Below are 17094 nucleotides of genomic sequence, written 5' to 3'. Positions count from 1 at the left end.
CATGTTCCTTAATTACTTCAAAATCGCGCTTCGGAATTTTCGGAATCAAAGGCTGTTTAGCAGTCTGAATATATTTGGGCTGGCGATTGGCATGGCGGCGGTTTGGCTGATGGTTTTGTATGTTGCCGATGAGCTGAGCTATGATCGTTTTCATGAGAAGGCGGACCGCATTTACCGGGTTACGCACGAAGCAAAATGGTCTACCGGCGGCTTCAAATTTGCGCCTACTTCGGCTCCGTATGCTGCTGCGCTGCAAAACGATTATCCCGAAATTGAAAAGACGGCCAGAATCAGCACGGAAGGTGGCGGGACGATCACCTTTGCAGAAAAGAAGATCGAGGCTGGCAATATTTTCTTTACAGACCCTTCGATTTTTGGCATTTTCACTTATCCAATGCTCTACGGCGATCCAAAAACAGCATTGCAGGGTTCGCAAAAAATAGTCCTTACTAAAAAATTGGCAGAGAAATTGTTTGGCGATGCTTCCGATGCTTTGGGGAAGACGGTTTTGTTTTCAAATAATTATCCAAATACCGTTACCGGCGTGCTTGCCGACGTGCCAGCTAATTCACATTTGAATTTTCAAGCATTGCGCTCGCTTCCTGAGAATTACACCTCTGGCTGGCAGCAATCGGATCTTTACACTTATATATTATTGAAAAATGGCGTAGACGCTGCGAAATTTGAGCATAAACTCGACGGATTTTTTACAAAATATCTCAAAAGCGAGCTTGGAGATGTGCAGTACAAAATGTCGTTACAGCCACTGACTTTCATCCACTTACACTCTGACCTTGAATATGAGATCGGCGCAAACGGAAACATTAAGACGATTTATATATTCTCTGTCGTCGCTGCGCTCATTCTCATCATTGCCTGCATTAATTACGTGAATCTTTACACGGCGCGCTCCATGAAACGGGTGCGTGAAGTGGGTGTCCGTAAGGCGGTTGGCTCGAAGCGCTCACAATTGGTTGCCCAATTCCTGACCGAATCATTTCTGATGACCATTTCAGCAGGGATCATCGGTGCGTTATTGGTAATGATTACATTACCTTTTTTCAATGAACTAGCGAATAAAACGTTGACAATGAGTTATGATAATGGTTGGTCGACGGCTTTCACAGCACTGGCATTTGTTGTGATCATCGGTCTGGTCAGCGGCGTTTACCCTGCCTTTATGCTGTCTGGATTTCGGCCGGTTATTGCTTTAAAAGGTCAGTTGGGCAGCCAGATCGGCGGTGCTCAGTTTCGTAAATCGCTGGTGGTTTTCCAATTTGCCGTAACCGTGATCATGATCGCTTGTTCCGGCATTGTATACCGACAATTGTATTATGTTAATCATAAAGATCTGGGGTTCAATAAGGACCAGGTTTTGACATTTCATATCGATCGCGAAGAAACCAGGAGCCAGATCAACGCGATCAAGCAGAAACTAAACCAGAGCCCGCTTATCGAAAGCGTTGCTGCTGCAAGCAATCCGTTAGGGAACAATGGGTTAAGCTCCGGCGGTTTGTTCATAGAAACCGAATCTGGTGAAATGCCCGGTTCGCCACAGGTAATCAAACGATTTTCGGCAGATGGCGATTTTGTTAAAACATTGGAAATTAAACTTTTGCAAGGGAGAAGTTTTCATGACAACTCCCCGGCTGACCAAACCAACGCACTGCTGGTGAATGAAGCTCTGGTAAAAAAACAAGGCTGGAATGATCCGGTAGGCAAAAGGATCAGATATTTTATTGATGATAAAGGCACAACGAGGGAAGCAAAAGTGGTTGGTGTGGTCGCCGATTTTCACACCTATTCTTTACAGCACAAAATTGAACCGCTGGCGATCCAGCTCCCGGCGCCATCGGACAAAGACAATGTTTACGTGCGTATCCAACGCGGAAAAACGCAGGAAGCGCTGGCTTACATTAGCAATGCTTACAAGCCTTTCGATCCCGAAGCGAAGCTTGATTTTCACTTTATCGACGAGAATTTTTCCAGACAATATCAGGCAGAACAAAAGCAGGGAAGCGTTTTGCTATCATTTGCAGTGTTGGCTGTTGTTATTGCTTGCCTGGGTTTGTTCGGACTTGCAGCATTTGCCGCGGAAGCCAGAACTAAGGAGATTGGCGTCAGAAAAGTCCTGGGTGCCAGCGTGCAAAACGTCGTCTTGCTCCTATCGGGCGACTTCTTAAAATTGGTAATCATCGCCATCATAATCAGCATTCCTGTGGCAGTTTATGCCATGAACGAATGGCTGAAAAGCTTTGAATATCAGGCTGGTTTATCGTGGTGGGTGTTTGCGTCGGCTGGTTTTATCGCATTGGTCATTGCGCTGCTCACAGTGAGTTTCCAGGCGCTCCGGGCTGCGCTGGTTAATCCGGTTGAATCATTAAAAAGCGAATAACATCTGGATTAAGCGCTGGGCGGCAAACCGCTGGGCGGCAACCGCTGGGCGGCAACCGCTGGGCAGCAAACCGTTAAAAATAGTTAAACGGCAGCTCAGCGAAAATCAGCGCCCGAAAATTTGGCTAGTTTTGGGAATGATCCAAAATTACTTCAAAATCGCCTGGCGAAACCTGCTCAAACGTAAGTTCTATTCACTGGTAATGATCTTCGGCTTGTCGGTCGGGATGACATTTACATTCCTCATTATGAGCTACGTATGGGGCGAAATGAGGGTCAACAGCGACTTGCGAAATGCGGACAATCAATACATTGTCCGCAGCAAATGGAAGAACCCGGATATGGGCATTGATATGGCGACGCTGGGTCCGCTTGGCGCAACGTTAAAAGCTGATTACCCTGGTTTGGTTGCGAATTTCTACCGTTACGATGGCATTACAGTTGCCGTTTCCAAAAACGATAAACATTTCCGTGATGAGGTGCAGACGGGTGATTCAACATTGCTTGTTATGTATGGTTTCCCGCTGTTACACGGCGATGCCAAAACGGCATTGAACCGAAGCAATTCGGTGGCCATAACCGAGGAAAAAGCGTTAAAATATTTTGGCAGAACAGATGTTTTGGGTGAAACATTAACCTTGCACAATTTCATCGGCGGTAAGCAGGAATTCCAGGTTACTGCCGTTTTGAAAACGCTTGGTAATAATTCGGTGAACAATCTGTTGCCGAAGCCGGTGGAAATTTTTATTCCGTTAAGCAGCCTGGATGGCCGAAAGGGCGCGGAAGACAATTGGGATTTCCCATACATGATCACCTATATTGAGCTTCAAAACGGCATAATGCCGAAAGACCTTCAAAAGCCTATTGCTCAAACCCTCGCGACGCACGGATCTGCAAATACAAAGGCTAATCTGGAAATTTATCTTACGCCTCTCAAAGAATATTATCTTGACGCAAACAATGGATTAGTTCGGAAAATGATCTACACGCTTTCCGGCGTGACGCTTTTTATTTTGCTGATGGCCATTGTCAACTTCGTCAATATTTCCATTGGTAAATCCTCCTCTCGATTAAAAGAAATTGGTGTTCGAAAAGTGCTGGGCAGCCAGAAAATGCAGTTAGTCGGTCAGTTTCTTGCGGAATCCATCATTCTCGCATTGTTAGCCATGTTTCTTTCGATCTTGTTTTACGAAATCTCGCGCGGAGCATTTTCGGATATTTTGGGAAAACCATTGCCTTCTTCATTGGCATTGTTCCCCTATTCGCTTGTTATGCCATTGTTTTGCGCATTCCTAATCGGCCTAATGGCAGGGATTTACCCAGCATTTGTCCTTTCAGGCATTTCTTCAATCGACTCCATGAAGGGCAAACTGAAATCGATCAGAGAAAATGTGCTGTTACGACAAGGGCTTGTTGCGTCGCAGTTTGTCATAGCCCTGTTTGTGTTTGCGGGCGCAGTGGTCATCGCTAAACAGGTTGATTATTTTTTCAACAAAAATCTGGGTTACAACAAGGAATCGCTCGTTTCCATTGCCGTTCCCCGCGATTGGACGCCCGAGGGGTTAGCAAAAATGGAAGCCATCCGGGACCAGCTTTCGCAATTAAAGGAAGTAAGTAATGTGAGTCTGTCCTACGAAATCCCAAACGGAAACAACGGCGGTCACACCGGGCTATACAAGTCCGGCCAGGATTCGACACAGGCCATTCACACCCAATTTGTAAGCACAGACGAAAAATATGCCGACACTTACCAGATCAAAATCCTGGCTGGAAAGTTCTTTAATGCCAAACAAGGTGCATTTCAGGCCAACCGGATCGTGCTGAACCAGACTGCTGCGAAAGCCCTGGGTTTTGCAAATCCCCAAGACGCAGTTGGCCAGCAGGTAAGGGTTCATAATGTGCCCGGCATACTGACTGTTGACGGCGTTTCGGCAGATTTCAATTTCGCGTCTATGCATCAGGTTATCAAGCCATTGGGATTTTTCACGTAAAAGAAGGAAACGCGTTCCGCTTCCTCACATTCCGCCTCAACCCGTCTAATTTGGGTGAATCCATGGCTGTCATTGAAAACAAATGGCAAGAGCTGATGCCGGATGCGCCGTTCGAATATGCATTTATGGATGACACGCTTCAAAAACTGTATCAATCTGAAATGCAGCTCAAAAAGGCATCGCAAATAGCGACCATTCTCTCTGTAGTGATTGTTTTTCTCGGCGTCCTCGGCATGGTTTCACTCAATGTCGCCCGCCGAACGCGCGAACTGGGCATCCGCAAAGTCCTCGGCGCCTCGGAAATAGGCATTATCATGCTTTTTCTCAAAGAATTTTTGCTAGTAATGGCATTAGCCATGCTCATCTCCTTCCCCCTGGCATTCCTGACAATGAAACGCTGGCTGGAAACCTACGCCTACCGCATCCAGGTCGGCTGGGAACCGTTCGCCCTGGTCGGAACCGGATTTTGTCTGATTATCATTATCCTAGTCTGCCTGCAAACCACAAAAGCAGCATTAATGAATCCTGTTAAGAGCCTGCGGAGTGAGTGATGCGGGTTGGGGATTATCATCCGAAAGCATCTTATGATAATCCTGAGTTGAGTATTTTTTCTTGTCTAAAACTTCTTTCAATTCTTTTTGCAATCCCTGATCAAAATAATCCATCAACATCTTCCTAACTTCAAGTTCCTCTGACTCACTAATGCCCTGTTCGAAAAGCCTTAATAAGCTAATCTGCATATCATTAAGCTTGCTACTCCCACGAAATTGTTCCGATGTTGACACCATTTCCATCCTGATTTTACCAATGCAATTTACTAAATATCGCGATTTACTGAAACAAATTTAATCCTGCTTAAAACTAATAATGGTGTGGTAATATAATTACTAAACAGATTTAAAAACCTCATAAAGAACATATTCATCACTTTCTACAAACTCATGAATGGATTGAGTTTTTGACAGTAATGTCTCAGCTAGTGCGGAGGTTGAAGAGTTTCCGGTTCTTATCCAGATTACTTTGGGAGGAATGGAAAAAAGATGAAGAAGGCGGACAAAATCGTCATCAATGGTAAGAACTGCATCATAGTTATTTTCACGGGCAAACATGAAAATTTTATGATCATCTGCATTAATCAGATTCAAACTTTTCACATGCTGAACCTCACTATAACCTTCTGAAATAAGAGGCAGTAATCGATGCGAAATGTTCTGATCTACTAATAACTTCATGCAGCAACATCGTAAAAGATTTTCTTCTGCTGGTTCGCGGAGAATTCTAATGCAACCATAATATCCTCCTTTGTCAACTCCGGAAAGTCAGCAATAATATCTTCGAATGACATTCCAGAAGCGAGCCAGAGCAAAATATCCTCTACTGTAATCCGCATTTCACGGATGCAAGGCTTTCCACTTCTTTTGCCTTCATCTATGCTGATAATGTTCTTATAGATATACATAACAGGATTTTATATGTTAAACAAAAATAGCAAATCTTTCCATTAGACAGCGCCCTAACTCAACCGCACCGAGAACAGATCCTTGGACCGCATATAAATGTAGCTGACGACGATGATGGTGAGGATGCCGCCGGCCATGACGGATGGGACTGTGCCGAATGCTTTGGCCATAACTCCCGATTCGAATGCGCCGAGTTCGTTGGAGGAACTTACGAATATGCCGTTTACTGCAGCTACGCGTCCGCGCATTTCGTCGGGAGGGTAAATGAGCAGGATTGTTTGTCGGACGATTACACTTACACTGTCGAAGACACCGGTGGCGAACAGGGCGGCGCAGGATAACATAAAATTGGTCGATAACGAAAAAATAATGGTACAAACCCCAAAACCGGCCACGGCAATGAGCATATTTCGCCAGGCATTGTGCGTAGGCGGATAGTAAGCCATGGCAAACATTGTGAGCAGCGAGCCAATGGAAGGAGCCGCCCTGAGCAATCCTAACCCTTGCGGCCCGACTTTCAAAATATCCTCTGCAAAGACAGGCAAAATAGCCACCACACCGCCGAAAAGCACCGAAAAAAGATCCAGCGAAATCGCATATAACACAATCCTGGTGCGGAAAACAAACCGGAAACCTTCTTTCAGACTCTCTATAATAGGCGTAACAATCTTAGGAAATTCGGGGCGTGTTTTAATCATCCCCAACAAGATCCAGCACACTACGAAGTTGCCGATCACAATCAGTAATGTGTTCGTAAGGCCCATGTAAGCGTAAAGAAAACCGGCTATGGCCGGACCTGTAATAGATCCAGCCTGTGAAAATGAGCTGCTCCAGGTGGATGAATTGTGATAGATCACCCTGGGCACCAAAAACGGTTTCAGTGAACTGGAGGCTGGTGAGTAAAAGCCTTTTGCAAAACCTATTAAGGCAAAAACAGCATATATGACGATCAAATGCTGCGTCTCCGAAAGCCTGTCATAAATAAATGGTTGAAAGGCCATGTAAAGGATCACAGAACCCAGCAGAATCACCACCAGACTAATGTGCATGATCGTGATCTTGTTCTTTTGATCGGCTACATAACCCCCGAAAATGGAAGTTATCACAAAAGGGATTACCTGCGCGAGCCCGATCAATCCAAGCGCCAGCGGATCATGGGTAAGCTTGTAAAGTTCATACGCGACAATGACCTCCTGGATAAGAATGGACGCGGAAAAGAGAAATGAATTGGATATAAAAAACCGGAAGTCGGAATACCGGAGCGCTGCGTAGGGATCTTGGGAAGAAACTGTTTTCAATTCGTTAATTAGGTGTTCATTTTGGGTAACACGAATCTTTTACATTTCGTTTACAATGTTTTACAGGCCTTTTACGGCGTCTCTTTCAGGTTGCCCTACATTTGGTTTAATCAAAAAACAGCCAACCTTTTAAGTCAAATGTTATGAAAAACAATCTCTGGAAAATCGTCGCGGCGCTGACCGTCATGTTTTCGCTTCCGCCCTCTGTTGCGTTGCCTAAGGAAACGGTGGATAGTTTTTACTGGAACCCGGTTCTGCTGAATGGTCGCTCCGCAAGTCCTGCGCAATTGGCTGCCGCAAGTTCAGGTAAATTGTCGCTTGTAAAGTTTGATCCCCAATCCAGCCGGGTTACCAAAGTGCCGTTCATCATTTACCTGAAAAGAGGCGGAAAGATCATCAATAATGATGCATATGCGCACAATAATGCGGTTCTGGAAGGTGACATTTATGAAGTTCTGAAACCCGCACAAGCCGGCGATCAGCTGATCATTGATCCCGTCGATAAAGAGGCTCAGATCGATCGGCGCGTGATCACCGTGCGCAGCGGTCAGTTGACACCGCAATTCAAATGGTTTGGTTTTTACAAAAAAGGCGATGGCTGCTGATTCGTGATGGATTATGTTAAATTTGTTTATCCTCTTTAATTCCCTTTCAATGCAACCGTTCCGACTTGCTCTGTTTCAGAATTGCATGGATTTCAGGAAAATTGCTTTCCTGGTGCTGTTCATTGGATTATGCTTTTCGGGAAATGGGGTTTTCGCAAATAATGAGCAATTCCGGTTTGCTGAAAAAGCCAATCTGGCCCTTCGGCGCACGGCGCATTTGCTGTTACTAAAGAACGGCGATTCACTGTCAACCATCCCGCCCGTAAAGCAAACTGATCCGAACACATTCTCAATCCGGATGGAGCATTTGTTTGATTATGAGGAACTTCCGGCACTACTGAAACAGTCGCTTGAAATGCAAAACGTTAGTCGCGGCTATAATGTAATGGTGCTGAATTGTGCGGACGGAGAAGTCCAGCTCGGCTATAATTTCCTTGAACTTAACCAAAAAGACGGCGTTGCCTGCGGTGGCAGAAGGCTGGAAAAAGGCTGTTACCAACTGAAAGTCAGCTTCATTCCTGAAAACAATGAGACTAAAACCGCAAGCGGAAACTGGTGGCTGCTGCCGTTTGGAAGCGCGCTGGCCGGTCTGGGTTTCATGGTTTGGAACAAAACCAGGCACAAAAAGGATTTGAGGCCCATTTCACCCGCCGCCAACATGACTATTGATACCCGGACACGCCTCGGCGCCTCGCTTTTTGACATTAGTAATCAAACATTGATTTCCGGCGATGCCACGCACCAGCTTACATTCCGCGAAGCGAAACTGCTCGCATTGTTTGCCAAAAACCCGAACCAGGTTCTGGATCGCGACTTTATTCTCAAATCCGTCTGGGAAGATGAAGGCGTAATTGTGGGCCGCAGCGTAGATGTGTTCGTTTCCCGGCTCCGCAAAATGCTCGCTAGCGATCCGGCTGTGAAGATTACCGCCGTCCACGGTGTTGGATACAAAATGGAGGTCTTTTCTTAGAATTCCATGTTCAAAACTTTCCTGAAAATTGCCTGCCGTCATCTGTGGCAGACGAAATTGTACGCCCTTATTAATGTCACAGGCCTGGCGATCGGCACGGCTTGTGTGCTTTTAGCTGTGATTTACCTTGCCGACGAACACGGTTTCGACCAGTTTCACAAACACAATCCAAACCTTTACCGCATCACAACTACATATGCAGAAAAGGATAACGCCATCAAAACAGGTGGCACCGGCCAGGTGCAAGGCCCGATATTTAAGGCGCAGATCCCTGAAATACAGCATTATGCACGCATTATGGGCGGCGACATTTACAGCGACGTACGCGCTGGCGACAAAGCACTGAAACTACGTCAGTTGTTTGCAGACAGCTCTTTTTTTGAAGTCTTCTCATTCAAATTTTTGCAGGGAAATAAAAGCACGGCCCTCAAAACTGTTAATGCTGTGGTGATTTCTGAAAAAACCGCGCGCAAGTTCTTCAACCGAACGGATGTTGTTGGCCAAATGCTGCAAATGGATGCCGACCCGTCTGCGATCCGCATAGGCAAACCGCTGGTGATCTCGGCGATGGTCGAAAACCCGCCTGCCAATTCTTCGATCCAGTTTGATATCGTTTCGCCTTTTCAGTTTCTGCAAGTTTCATTTGATGACAAAAGCTGGCTGAATGCTTATCTGGGAACATTTATCGTGCTTCATCCGCAGGCAAATCCGGACGAAGTGATCGGAAAATTCAACCGTATCCATGAGCTGAATGCTAAAAGAGACAAAACCGTGGCGTACGGCTTGCAACGAATTACCGACATACACCTGAACCCGCAGGAAATCTCGGATCAAAGCCGGGAAGCAGGCATTGTCAATGGTAGCAAGCCCATTTATTCACTGGTTTTTCTGAGTCTTGCCGCGTTTATCATGTTGATGGCCAGCATTAATTTCATCAATATCAGCATTGCCAATGCCATGCGAAGGGCTAAGGAAGTCGGCATCAGAAAGGCGACGGGCAGCAGCAGGACGGCTATAATCCTTCAATTTTTGGGTGAATCGTCTATCATTAATGTTCTGGCCTTCATTTTGGCAATGGGCATTACCATTGGCCTTTTACCTCTTTTTAATCAATTGGCAGGTAAACAGATCCTGTTATCTGCACTTTGGAAAGCATCCTTAATGCTCTCCCTGCTTGGGATTTTGACCATTAACATTCTTTTATCAAGACTTTATCCTGCTTATCTGCTTGCCAATTTCAATCCTCTGGTTGTGCTGAATAACCGTCAGAAATTATCTTCCAATAATGTCTGGGGACGCGGCTTACTCGTGTTTCAATTTGCGATTGCTGTCGCGCTGGGCATTGCCACGGTGGTTTTTTACCGGCAAATGCAGTTTATCCAAACCAAAAATCTGGGCTATAATCCGAATCAGGTTATCAAAATCGGCATCTCGGGCGTGCGGGACGTGCAGAAGATCACCCGCAGTTTTCGATTTTACTTAAAAGAAAACATTTTGATAAAAAGCACATCGCTCGCTGGCGAATTCGGCTTTCGCGACATACAGGTGAATGATCGCAAACTGCTCAGCTATGTCCGCACAATCGACGAAAAATACGTTGATCTCATGCAGATCAGGATTGCAAAGGGCAGGAATTTCTCGGATCAGTTCCGCTCCGATAGTGCATTTGGCGTTCTGGTGAATGAATCATTTGTGAAAGCCTCGGGCTTCAAAGATGCCGTCGGCATGCAGATCACGTCCGAAACCAATGCTGCTGAAAAGCTGACTATCGTAGGTGTTGTCAAAGACTTTCATTACGGATCATTGAAACAACGCATTCAGCCCATGGTAATGCCCATGAGTGGCCATTCCGGCGGTGACGCGCTCTGGGTCAAGGTGGAAACAGTGCGACAGACAGAAGCATTGGCCTTACTGGAACGAACATTCCAGAAAGTATTACCGGGCGCGGTTTTCAACTACCAGTTTTTGGATCAGCAAAATGCGCTGGAATACGAAACGGAAACACGGTGGCAGCAAATCATCGGTTATGCAACCGCCATTTCTATGGCTATATGCTGCATTGGACTGTTTGGGCTCACCCATTTAGCAACCGCCAGGCGGACGAAAGAAACAGCGATCCGAGTCGTTCTAGGTGCAAAGGCTTCACATATAGCCCTGCTTTTTTCCGGCGATTTCTTGCGGATTGTCATCATTGCCATCCTCCTCGCCTGTCCCGTCAGCGCCTATTTACTGAACATTTGGCTAAGCGATTTTGCCTACCGAATCCACATTTCCTGGTGGATGTTTGCGGCTGTTGGAGGTGTTTCATTTGTGCTTACGCTGCTTACAGTTTCGTCCCAGGCGTTCATCTCGGCGCTCAAAAATCCGGTTTGCTCTTTACGCGCAGAGTAAACTTTTAAGGTCTTTGGAAATGCGCCGTTGGTCACGTCCGATACCGTACACATTTGTACGAATTCGGACGGTTCGGCTTTATAATCAAAAATTAAACTTCTTACTATCAATGAGTTAACCTTTTGGCAAGCCTTTTTTTAATAGGACTGGCATAAGAGACGGAGGTATATGCATTTGTTTTTAAATGTGCTTGTCTGTAATTATACCAAAAATCTCAAACCCAACATTTTTTATGATTAAGTTAGAAAAGATATCCAAATATTACCCGGCAGGTTTTGGCAAAACGTATGTGTTGCGCCACATTGATTTACACATTAAAGAAGGCGAGTTTGTATCGATCATGGGACCTTCCGGTTCCGGAAAATCGACATTACTGCATATTTTAGGGTTACTCGAAGAACCATCCGAGGGCGAATATCTTTTCCTGGACGAACCCGTTCAGAAACTGTCTGAGAAAAAGCGAACTGAACTGCACCGCCACCACATTGGATTTGTATTCCAGGCTTATCACCTCATCGACGAACTGACTGTTTATGAGAACATTGAAACACCATTACTGTACAAAGGAACGCCAGGATCGGAGCGTAAAAGCAGGGTTGCAGAATTGCTCGACCGCTTCAATATGGTTGCTAAAAAAGACCTTTTCCCCCACCAGCTTTCCGGTGGACAGCAGCAATTGGTAGGCGTTGCCCGGGCTATTGTGCATAACCCGAAAGTGATTTTTGCAGACGAACCAACCGGGAACCTGCATTCTGAGCAATCAATCGAGATTATGGAATTATTTCAAAAACTTAACCAGGAAGATAAAGTTACCATCGTTCAGGTAACCCACTCGGAAGTCAATGCCGGTTATGGAAATCGGATTGTACGCTTAAAAGATGGGTGGTTAGCCTAGCATTATCTATTAGCCATGAAACATTTAATTTTACTTTTATGCCTTTTACCGGTTTTCGGGAAAGCGCAATCTACGCTCAGCCTTGCTGAATGTGTGGACCTGTTGATCAAAAACAACCTTACCTACAAACAAGGAAGCCTTCAAGCGGAAGCTGCTCAGGCTCAATTGCGCCAAACGCGGTCGCAGATCCTGCCTCAAATTTCAATCACGGCGGATCAGAGCTTGAATATCGGTCGCAGCATTGACCAATATACCAATACGTATATAGACCAGGTTTATGGGTATAATGCGATTGGAACTGGTGTTAGCATTCCCATTTTTCAAGGTTTTAAATTACAAAATCAAATCCGCCAGGGAACATTGCTTAAAGAATCGGCAGTAGAGAACCGCACCGCCGTTTTCAATGCGCAAACTGTTCTTTTAATGCAGGGTTATGTGAATGTTTTAGCAACCAATGCATTACTGGACGCTGCTAACCAGCAAGTTGAATCATCAGCTCAGCAAGTTGACCGGGTAAGCAAGCAAGTAGATGCCGGAATTATTGGATCCAACCTCTTATTTGAAATTAAAGCGCAGCTTGCCAATGACAAATTTGCCCAGGTAACGGCGCTTAACAACTACCGCACAGCCCGTCTCGCATTGTTTCAGCGGATCAACATTAGTCCTGATGATAAAGTCCAGTTCGAGGCATTAACCCCAAAAGAAACCATTCCCCAGGCCGATAACGCAACTGCCATTTATGAAGATGCGCAAAAGACCTTTCCGGAGCTCCGGAGTGCGGAGTTATATCGCCAAAGCTTTGCATATCAGGTTAAAAGCATCAAGGCCGACAACTACCCATCGTTAAGCCTGGGCGGCAATATGCGGGCTTTTTATGCTTCCACCAATGCTAATCTTGATTATTTCAAACAATTGAACGCGACTCGCAACGGCTCCATTGGCGTGAGCCTGAACATCCCGATCATGGGTCGCTGGGTAACGCGTCCGCGTGTTGAGTATGCAAAAGTACAGGAGCGCCTGGCCCAGAACACATTGGATGTGACCAACCAGCAACTCAGACAAGCCATTGAACTTGCCGTGCTCAATCTCAATGCCATGGCCGATAAATATGCAGCCGCAACCGGACAGGTGGAGTCCTTGACCGCCAGCTTTGCAGTGGTAGAAAGTAAGCTGAATGCAGGGATTGCAAACATCTTTGAGTATTCACTTGCCAAGGCCAATCTTGCCAAAGCACAGGCCAATGCCATCCAGGCAAAATATGATTATGTCATGCAGCAGAGATTATTGCAATACTATCGTCAGGGCAACTGGACGGGCGTATTTTAAGATATAAAAGAATGTTAGGTTAAATTTGGTATCGGTAATCTTTAAGAGGCAGTGACATTCTCACTGCCTCTTTTTTGTACTATTTGCTTAAATTAAGTTAAATAACTAATTGGTTACATAAACATTATTATCTTGCTTCAACTAACTAAACATCAGCTATGAGAAAACTTATCCTCTTCTCGTCCCTCGGGATTTTATGCCTGGTTGCCGAGGTCCGGGCGCAACTTCCGAAAGGCACCCGATATTGGGGCACCACAATTACTTCCAACGGAGAAGCCACCACCCAGAAATCCAATGCTTACAAAGCAGATGCAAAACTCGCAAACATTTATCCGTCCCTGAGGACCGGGTGGGTTTTCAAAGAGAATACCATGTTTGGCATTGACCTGAGTCCGTCTATCAGCATGTCGAGAACTAAAAACGATTTCTCCGGAACCGAAAGCAAATATAAATACGACGGACTGGCCGTGAATCTGACTCCTTATCTCGGAAAATACAAACCATTGAGCCCAAAATGGTTGCTATATGTTCATTCGGGAGTAAGCCTGAGTTATGTGAGAACCAAAAATGCCGGTGAGGAAGAATCCAGGATTAAAAATGGCTATGGTGCGGGAATCAACATTGTACCCGGTGTTGCGTATCGGTTGACGCCGCGTTTCTGGATTGAGTCGGACGTGAGCGTTTTCAATCTTAACCTTTCGTACGTGAACTTCAACGATAGCAACAACATCAATTTTGGAACGGGGTTAAGGTCTGAAATTCAGCAGTATTTTACGTTACGCGCTGCATGGTATATCCAAAAATCTAACTAACCGACGCCATGAAAAAACAAATATTAATCATATTGTTACTGCAAACTTGCCTCGCAACGGCAGCAATGGCCCAGCTTGAAGGAAAGCGGTTCCTGTCGGGCGGCATAGGAGTGAATTTCACGAATAACAATCCCGATTTGACCGAAGCCACGAATAACTACGGCGGAAATGTCAACATTGGCGTCGGAAAATTCACTACGCAGAACAAAGCAGCCGGCTGGAACCTGACCGGTTATTTCGGCGGAGCCAAGACCTTACGCTACGTCAACGGTCAAAATGAGTCCCATAGCGAGATCAACCAATATGGAATTGGTATGGGACGGTTCTGGCAGTTTTATAAGCATTTCAACGAAAAAATCGGCATCTATGCCGGCCCGAACGTGAGCGCCAACTACAATTACAGAAAAGAACGGATTGACGAACAGAACGATGTCAATGATAAAAAAACCCATGAGACAACGCTCGCATTAGGCGTGGGTGCTGGTGTATATTACAGGTTGTCGGAAAGATGGTGGCTGGATGCAAGTCTTGGATTTGCCACTCCGTTTTCGTTGGGCTACACCAAGATCAACAATGATTTTATCGGATCCAATACGAGCTCTACATCAAATCAATTCACTTATAACCTGTCGCCGTCCTTCACTTTCCCGAGCGTCGGATTGGGGTTGCGTTATTTTTTAGCTCATTAAAAAGCTGCCCGATTTCTAATTTTTAAGACTTTTTACATTAAAAACACTGTGGATATGCCTTCTCTGGTATATCCACATTTTTTATATTAATGAAAAAATATACCCTGTTTCTCATTCTCGTTTGGCTGAGCGCTTGTCACAAGCCCAACACTGCTAATTTAGCAGAACCGTGGCAGCCCGATTACGACGTAAAAAGATCTGAGGCGTCGATTGAAGCATATGAGAAGAAGGATGCCATAAAAATGCCCGCGCCCGGTGGGATCGTTTTTACCGGAAGCTCGTCATTTACCAAGTGGCAGAATGCAGCCGAAGACCTTGCACCGCTGCCGATTATCAACCGCGGTTTCGGCGGATCAACATTCCCCGAGGTAATTTATTACGCGCCCCGCAACGTGTTGAAATACAATCCCAAAACAATTGTGACCTATTGCGAGAACGATATGTTCGGCAAAAAACCCAAGACGCCTGAACAGGTCCGGGACGAATACGTTACGTTTGTAAAACTCGTACGCGGCAAACTGCCTGATGTGCAGCTATATTTTGTTTCACTAAAACCTTCTCCGTCCAGGTGGGCTAAAAAAGACGATGTGATCAAGGCCAATCAGCTGATACAGGACTACATTAAGAAAGACAAAAAACACCATTATATAGATGTCTGGCCAGTAATGTTAAAAAACGGCCGGCCGGACGGGAGCATATTTGTCGGCGACAGCCTGCACATGAATGATGAGGGTTACCGCCGTTGGACTAAGGTTTTCAAGCCGATTCTGGAAAAGGCATTGTAGCGAAAATGTCTGGCCTGGCGGCTAAATCCAAAGATTTTAAAAGAACAGTAAGGGTATTGGTTTTAACGTAAAGTCACTATATTAACCGAAAAATACATTTCCGGGTAAAAAAGTGATATCGCATTCAAATAATGAAAGTAACAGCGGTTTTTGACATTGGCAGGACCAATAAGAAGTATGTACTTTTTGATGAAAAGTATCAGATTATAGATGAATTTTCAGAGTCACTTCCGGAGACAACGGACGAAGACGGGTTCCCGACCGAGGATATTGAACTGCTAACCAAGTGGGTGCAGGATCGCTGGACAGCTTTACTCGAAGATCCGAGATATGACATCAAGGCAGTAAACGTGGCCGCATATGGTGCCAGTCTGGTGCATCTGGATGCTTCCAATAAGCCGCTTACGCCATTATATTCCTATTTAAAGCCTTTTCCTGAGGATCTTTTAAAGCAATTTTACAGCAAATACGGCGACCCGACGCGCCTTTCTCTGCAAACGGGTTCTCCGGCGATGGGCATGTTAAATTCGGGCATGCAGCTTTACTGGCTCAAATACACTTACCCCGACATTTACAAGCAGATCGCTTCAACATTACATTTACCACAATACATTCTTTATCTGCTCACAGGCCGTAAAGTGAGCGATTACACTTCATTAGGTTGTCATACAGCACTCTGGAGTTTTGAAATGTGGGATTACCACGAGTGGGTGAAAGAAGAAGGAATTCACAAAAAGCTCGCACCTGTTTTGGCGTCCTCTTCATTTATATACAGACATAATGACAAGGGCATTCAGTCGGGATTTGGCTTGCATGATAGTTCTTCTGCGCTGATTCCTTATCGCATGGCTGTTAAGAAGCCATTTGTATTGCTGTCAACCGGAACCTGGTGTATTAATTTCAATTCCTTCGCTTCCAAGCCGATGACTTCCTATCAGCTCGAACGTGATTGCATGAACTATCTGACGCCTGAGGGCAGCGGAGTGACGGCTTCACGCTTGTTCTTGGGCAGGGAGCATGATTATCAGGTTGCGCGCATTGCCGAATATTTCCGTGTAGAGCCGGATTTTTACAAAACGGTTGCCTTTGATGAAGCAATCTTGAAACAAGATACGCCGCCTTTTTATACTGCTTGCATGGTCGGAAACGGACCTTCGCCTGAGCCTAGCCCACAGGACTGGCAGATCAGCGCATTTGCTTCAGCTGAAAGCGCCTATCATCATTTGATCAAAGGACTTACAGAATTGCTGTTCAAATCACTCGATCTGATCGGGATCAATGATGTACAGGCGATCTATATTGACGGGGGTTTTGCAAGAAATGAGATTTTCACGAAGCTCATCGCGCGTAATTACCCGAATCACACCGTTTACGCGACGGACCTTCCTTATGCAACGTCCCTGGGCGCTGCATTGCACGTGACAAGGCCGCAAACATTCGATTTTTCAAAAGAAATTTACGAGATAGAAGCACAATGA

At 45.5% G+C, this 17094-nt stretch carries 16 protein-coding genes; 12 read left to right on the top strand and 4 right to left on the bottom strand.

The features are described from left to right. Position 1 precedes the first annotated feature (1 nt). From LZG74_RS05720 to LZG74_RS05710, 3 genes are all read left to right on the top strand, one after another. Entirely contained in the window at positions 2-2395 is a 2394-nt protein-coding gene (locus LZG74_RS05720; protein WP_233795629.1) for an ABC transporter permease, read from the top strand. Positions 2396-2531: 136 nt separating this feature from the next. Next, on the top strand, positions 2532-4385 hold the full coding sequence (locus LZG74_RS05715) for an ABC transporter permease (RefSeq protein ID WP_233795628.1): 1854 nt from the start codon (positions 2532-2534) through the stop codon (positions 4383-4385). A 50-nt stretch (positions 4386-4435) separates the two neighbouring features. Further along, a complete protein-coding gene (locus tag LZG74_RS05710; protein WP_233795627.1) occupies positions 4436-4936 on the top strand; it encodes an ABC transporter permease in 501 nt (166 codons plus the stop codon). On the opposite strand, the gene LZG74_RS05705 is transcribed toward LZG74_RS05710, so the two are convergent. The 4 genes from LZG74_RS05705 to LZG74_RS05690 form a co-directional block, all read right to left on the bottom strand. Continuing rightward, positions 4901-5173 carry a hypothetical protein gene (locus LZG74_RS05705; protein WP_233795626.1) on the bottom strand — a complete coding sequence of 91 codons (273 nt, stop codon included), beginning with the start codon at positions 5171-5173 and terminating at the stop codon, positions 4901-4903. The genes LZG74_RS05710 and LZG74_RS05705 overlap by 36 nt on opposite strands. Before the next feature lie 99 nt (positions 5174-5272). Beyond that, complete coding sequence (locus LZG74_RS05700) at positions 5273-5617, bottom strand: DUF5615 family PIN-like protein (protein ID WP_233795625.1); 345 nt, start codon at positions 5615-5617, stop codon at positions 5273-5275. Then, positions 5614-5844, bottom strand: a complete 231-nt coding sequence (locus tag LZG74_RS05695; RefSeq protein ID WP_233795624.1) for a DUF433 domain-containing protein — start codon at positions 5842-5844, stop codon at positions 5614-5616. Before LZG74_RS05695 ends, LZG74_RS05700 begins: the two co-directional genes overlap by 4 nt. A gap of 54 nt (positions 5845-5898) precedes the next feature. Then, positions 5899-7143 carry an MFS transporter gene (locus LZG74_RS05690; protein ID WP_233795623.1) on the bottom strand — a complete coding sequence of 415 codons (1245 nt, stop codon included), beginning with the start codon at positions 7141-7143 and terminating at the stop codon, positions 5899-5901. Between the two features lie 143 nt (positions 7144-7286). Between LZG74_RS05690 and LZG74_RS05685 the strand changes: the two genes are divergently transcribed. From LZG74_RS05685 to LZG74_RS05645, 9 genes are all read left to right on the top strand, one after another. After that, the gene (locus tag LZG74_RS05685) at positions 7287-7748 is read left to right on the top strand and encodes a hypothetical protein (RefSeq protein ID WP_233795622.1); all 462 of its coding nucleotides are present in this window, start codon (positions 7287-7289) and stop codon (positions 7746-7748) included. 85 nt (positions 7749-7833) lie between these two features. After that, complete coding sequence (locus LZG74_RS05680) at positions 7834-8718, top strand: winged helix-turn-helix domain-containing protein (protein ID WP_233795621.1); 885 nt, start codon at positions 7834-7836, stop codon at positions 8716-8718. Between the two features lie 6 nt (positions 8719-8724). Further along, complete coding sequence (locus LZG74_RS05675; RefSeq protein ID WP_233795620.1) at positions 8725-11109, top strand: ABC transporter permease; 2385 nt, start codon at positions 8725-8727, stop codon at positions 11107-11109. Positions 11110-11341: 232 nt separating this feature from the next. Further along, positions 11342-12004: an ABC transporter ATP-binding protein gene (locus LZG74_RS05670; protein WP_233795619.1), complete on the top strand. Its 663-nt coding sequence runs from the start codon at positions 11342-11344 to the stop codon at positions 12002-12004. Between the two features lie 15 nt (positions 12005-12019). Next, positions 12020-13330 carry a TolC family protein gene (locus LZG74_RS05665; RefSeq protein ID WP_233795618.1) on the top strand — a complete coding sequence of 437 codons (1311 nt, stop codon included), beginning with the start codon at positions 12020-12022 and terminating at the stop codon, positions 13328-13330. A 158-nt stretch (positions 13331-13488) separates the two neighbouring features. Further along, on the top strand, positions 13489-14142 hold the full coding sequence (locus tag LZG74_RS05660) for an outer membrane beta-barrel protein (protein ID WP_233795617.1): 654 nt from the start codon (positions 13489-13491) through the stop codon (positions 14140-14142). A gap of 8 nt (positions 14143-14150) precedes the next feature. Beyond that, positions 14151-14831, top strand: coding sequence for a porin family protein (locus LZG74_RS05655; protein WP_233795616.1), 681 nt, complete (start codon positions 14151-14153; stop codon positions 14829-14831). A gap of 89 nt (positions 14832-14920) precedes the next feature. Beyond that, positions 14921-15616, top strand: coding sequence for a GDSL-type esterase/lipase family protein (locus LZG74_RS05650; protein ID WP_233795615.1), 696 nt, complete (start codon positions 14921-14923; stop codon positions 15614-15616). Positions 15617-15747: 131 nt separating this feature from the next. Next, positions 15748-17094 (top strand): FGGY-family carbohydrate kinase, encoded by a 1347-nt coding sequence (locus tag LZG74_RS05645; protein ID WP_233795614.1) that lies wholly within the window; start codon positions 15748-15750, stop codon positions 17092-17094.

The organism is Dyadobacter sp. CY327, from assembly GCF_021390415.1.
GTDB classification, from domain to species: Bacteria; Bacteroidota; Bacteroidia; order Cytophagales; family Spirosomataceae; genus Dyadobacter; species Dyadobacter chenhuakuii.
The sequence above is the reverse complement of the archived record's forward strand: the minus strand, read 5'-3'. Positions and strand labels throughout refer to the sequence as shown.

What these genes read in the sequence shown, in the direction of transcription:
- LZG74_RS05720 (WP_233795629.1), top strand. Translation starts at nt 2, where the DNA reads ATGTTCCTTAATTACTTCAAAATCGCGCTTCGGAATTTTCGGAATCAA.
- LZG74_RS05715 (WP_233795628.1), top strand. Translation starts at nt 2,532, where the DNA reads ATGATCCAAAATTACTTCAAAATCGCCTGGCGAAACCTGCTCAAACGT.
- LZG74_RS05705 (WP_233795626.1), bottom strand. Translation starts at nt 5,173, where the DNA reads ATGGTGTCAACATCGGAACAATTTCGTGGGAGTAGCAAGCTTAATGAT.
- LZG74_RS05700 (WP_233795625.1), bottom strand. Translation starts at nt 5,617, where the DNA reads ATGAAGTTATTAGTAGATCAGAACATTTCGCATCGATTACTGCCTCTT.
- LZG74_RS05695 (WP_233795624.1), bottom strand. Translation starts at nt 5,844, where the DNA reads ATGTATATCTATAAGAACATTATCAGCATAGATGAAGGCAAAAGAAGT.
- LZG74_RS05685 (WP_233795622.1), top strand. Translation starts at nt 7,287, where the DNA reads ATGAAAAACAATCTCTGGAAAATCGTCGCGGCGCTGACCGTCATGTTT.
- LZG74_RS05680 (WP_233795621.1), top strand. Translation starts at nt 7,834, where the DNA reads ATGGATTTCAGGAAAATTGCTTTCCTGGTGCTGTTCATTGGATTATGC.
- LZG74_RS05675 (WP_233795620.1), top strand. Translation starts at nt 8,725, where the DNA reads ATGTTCAAAACTTTCCTGAAAATTGCCTGCCGTCATCTGTGGCAGACG.
- LZG74_RS05670 (WP_233795619.1), top strand. Translation starts at nt 11,342, where the DNA reads ATGATTAAGTTAGAAAAGATATCCAAATATTACCCGGCAGGTTTTGGC.
- LZG74_RS05665 (WP_233795618.1), top strand. Translation starts at nt 12,020, where the DNA reads ATGAAACATTTAATTTTACTTTTATGCCTTTTACCGGTTTTCGGGAAA.
- LZG74_RS05660 (WP_233795617.1), top strand. Translation starts at nt 13,489, where the DNA reads ATGAGAAAACTTATCCTCTTCTCGTCCCTCGGGATTTTATGCCTGGTT.
- LZG74_RS05655 (WP_233795616.1), top strand. Translation starts at nt 14,151, where the DNA reads ATGAAAAAACAAATATTAATCATATTGTTACTGCAAACTTGCCTCGCA.
- LZG74_RS05650 (WP_233795615.1), top strand. Translation starts at nt 14,921, where the DNA reads ATGAAAAAATATACCCTGTTTCTCATTCTCGTTTGGCTGAGCGCTTGT.
- LZG74_RS05645 (WP_233795614.1), top strand. Translation starts at nt 15,748, where the DNA reads ATGAAAGTAACAGCGGTTTTTGACATTGGCAGGACCAATAAGAAGTAT.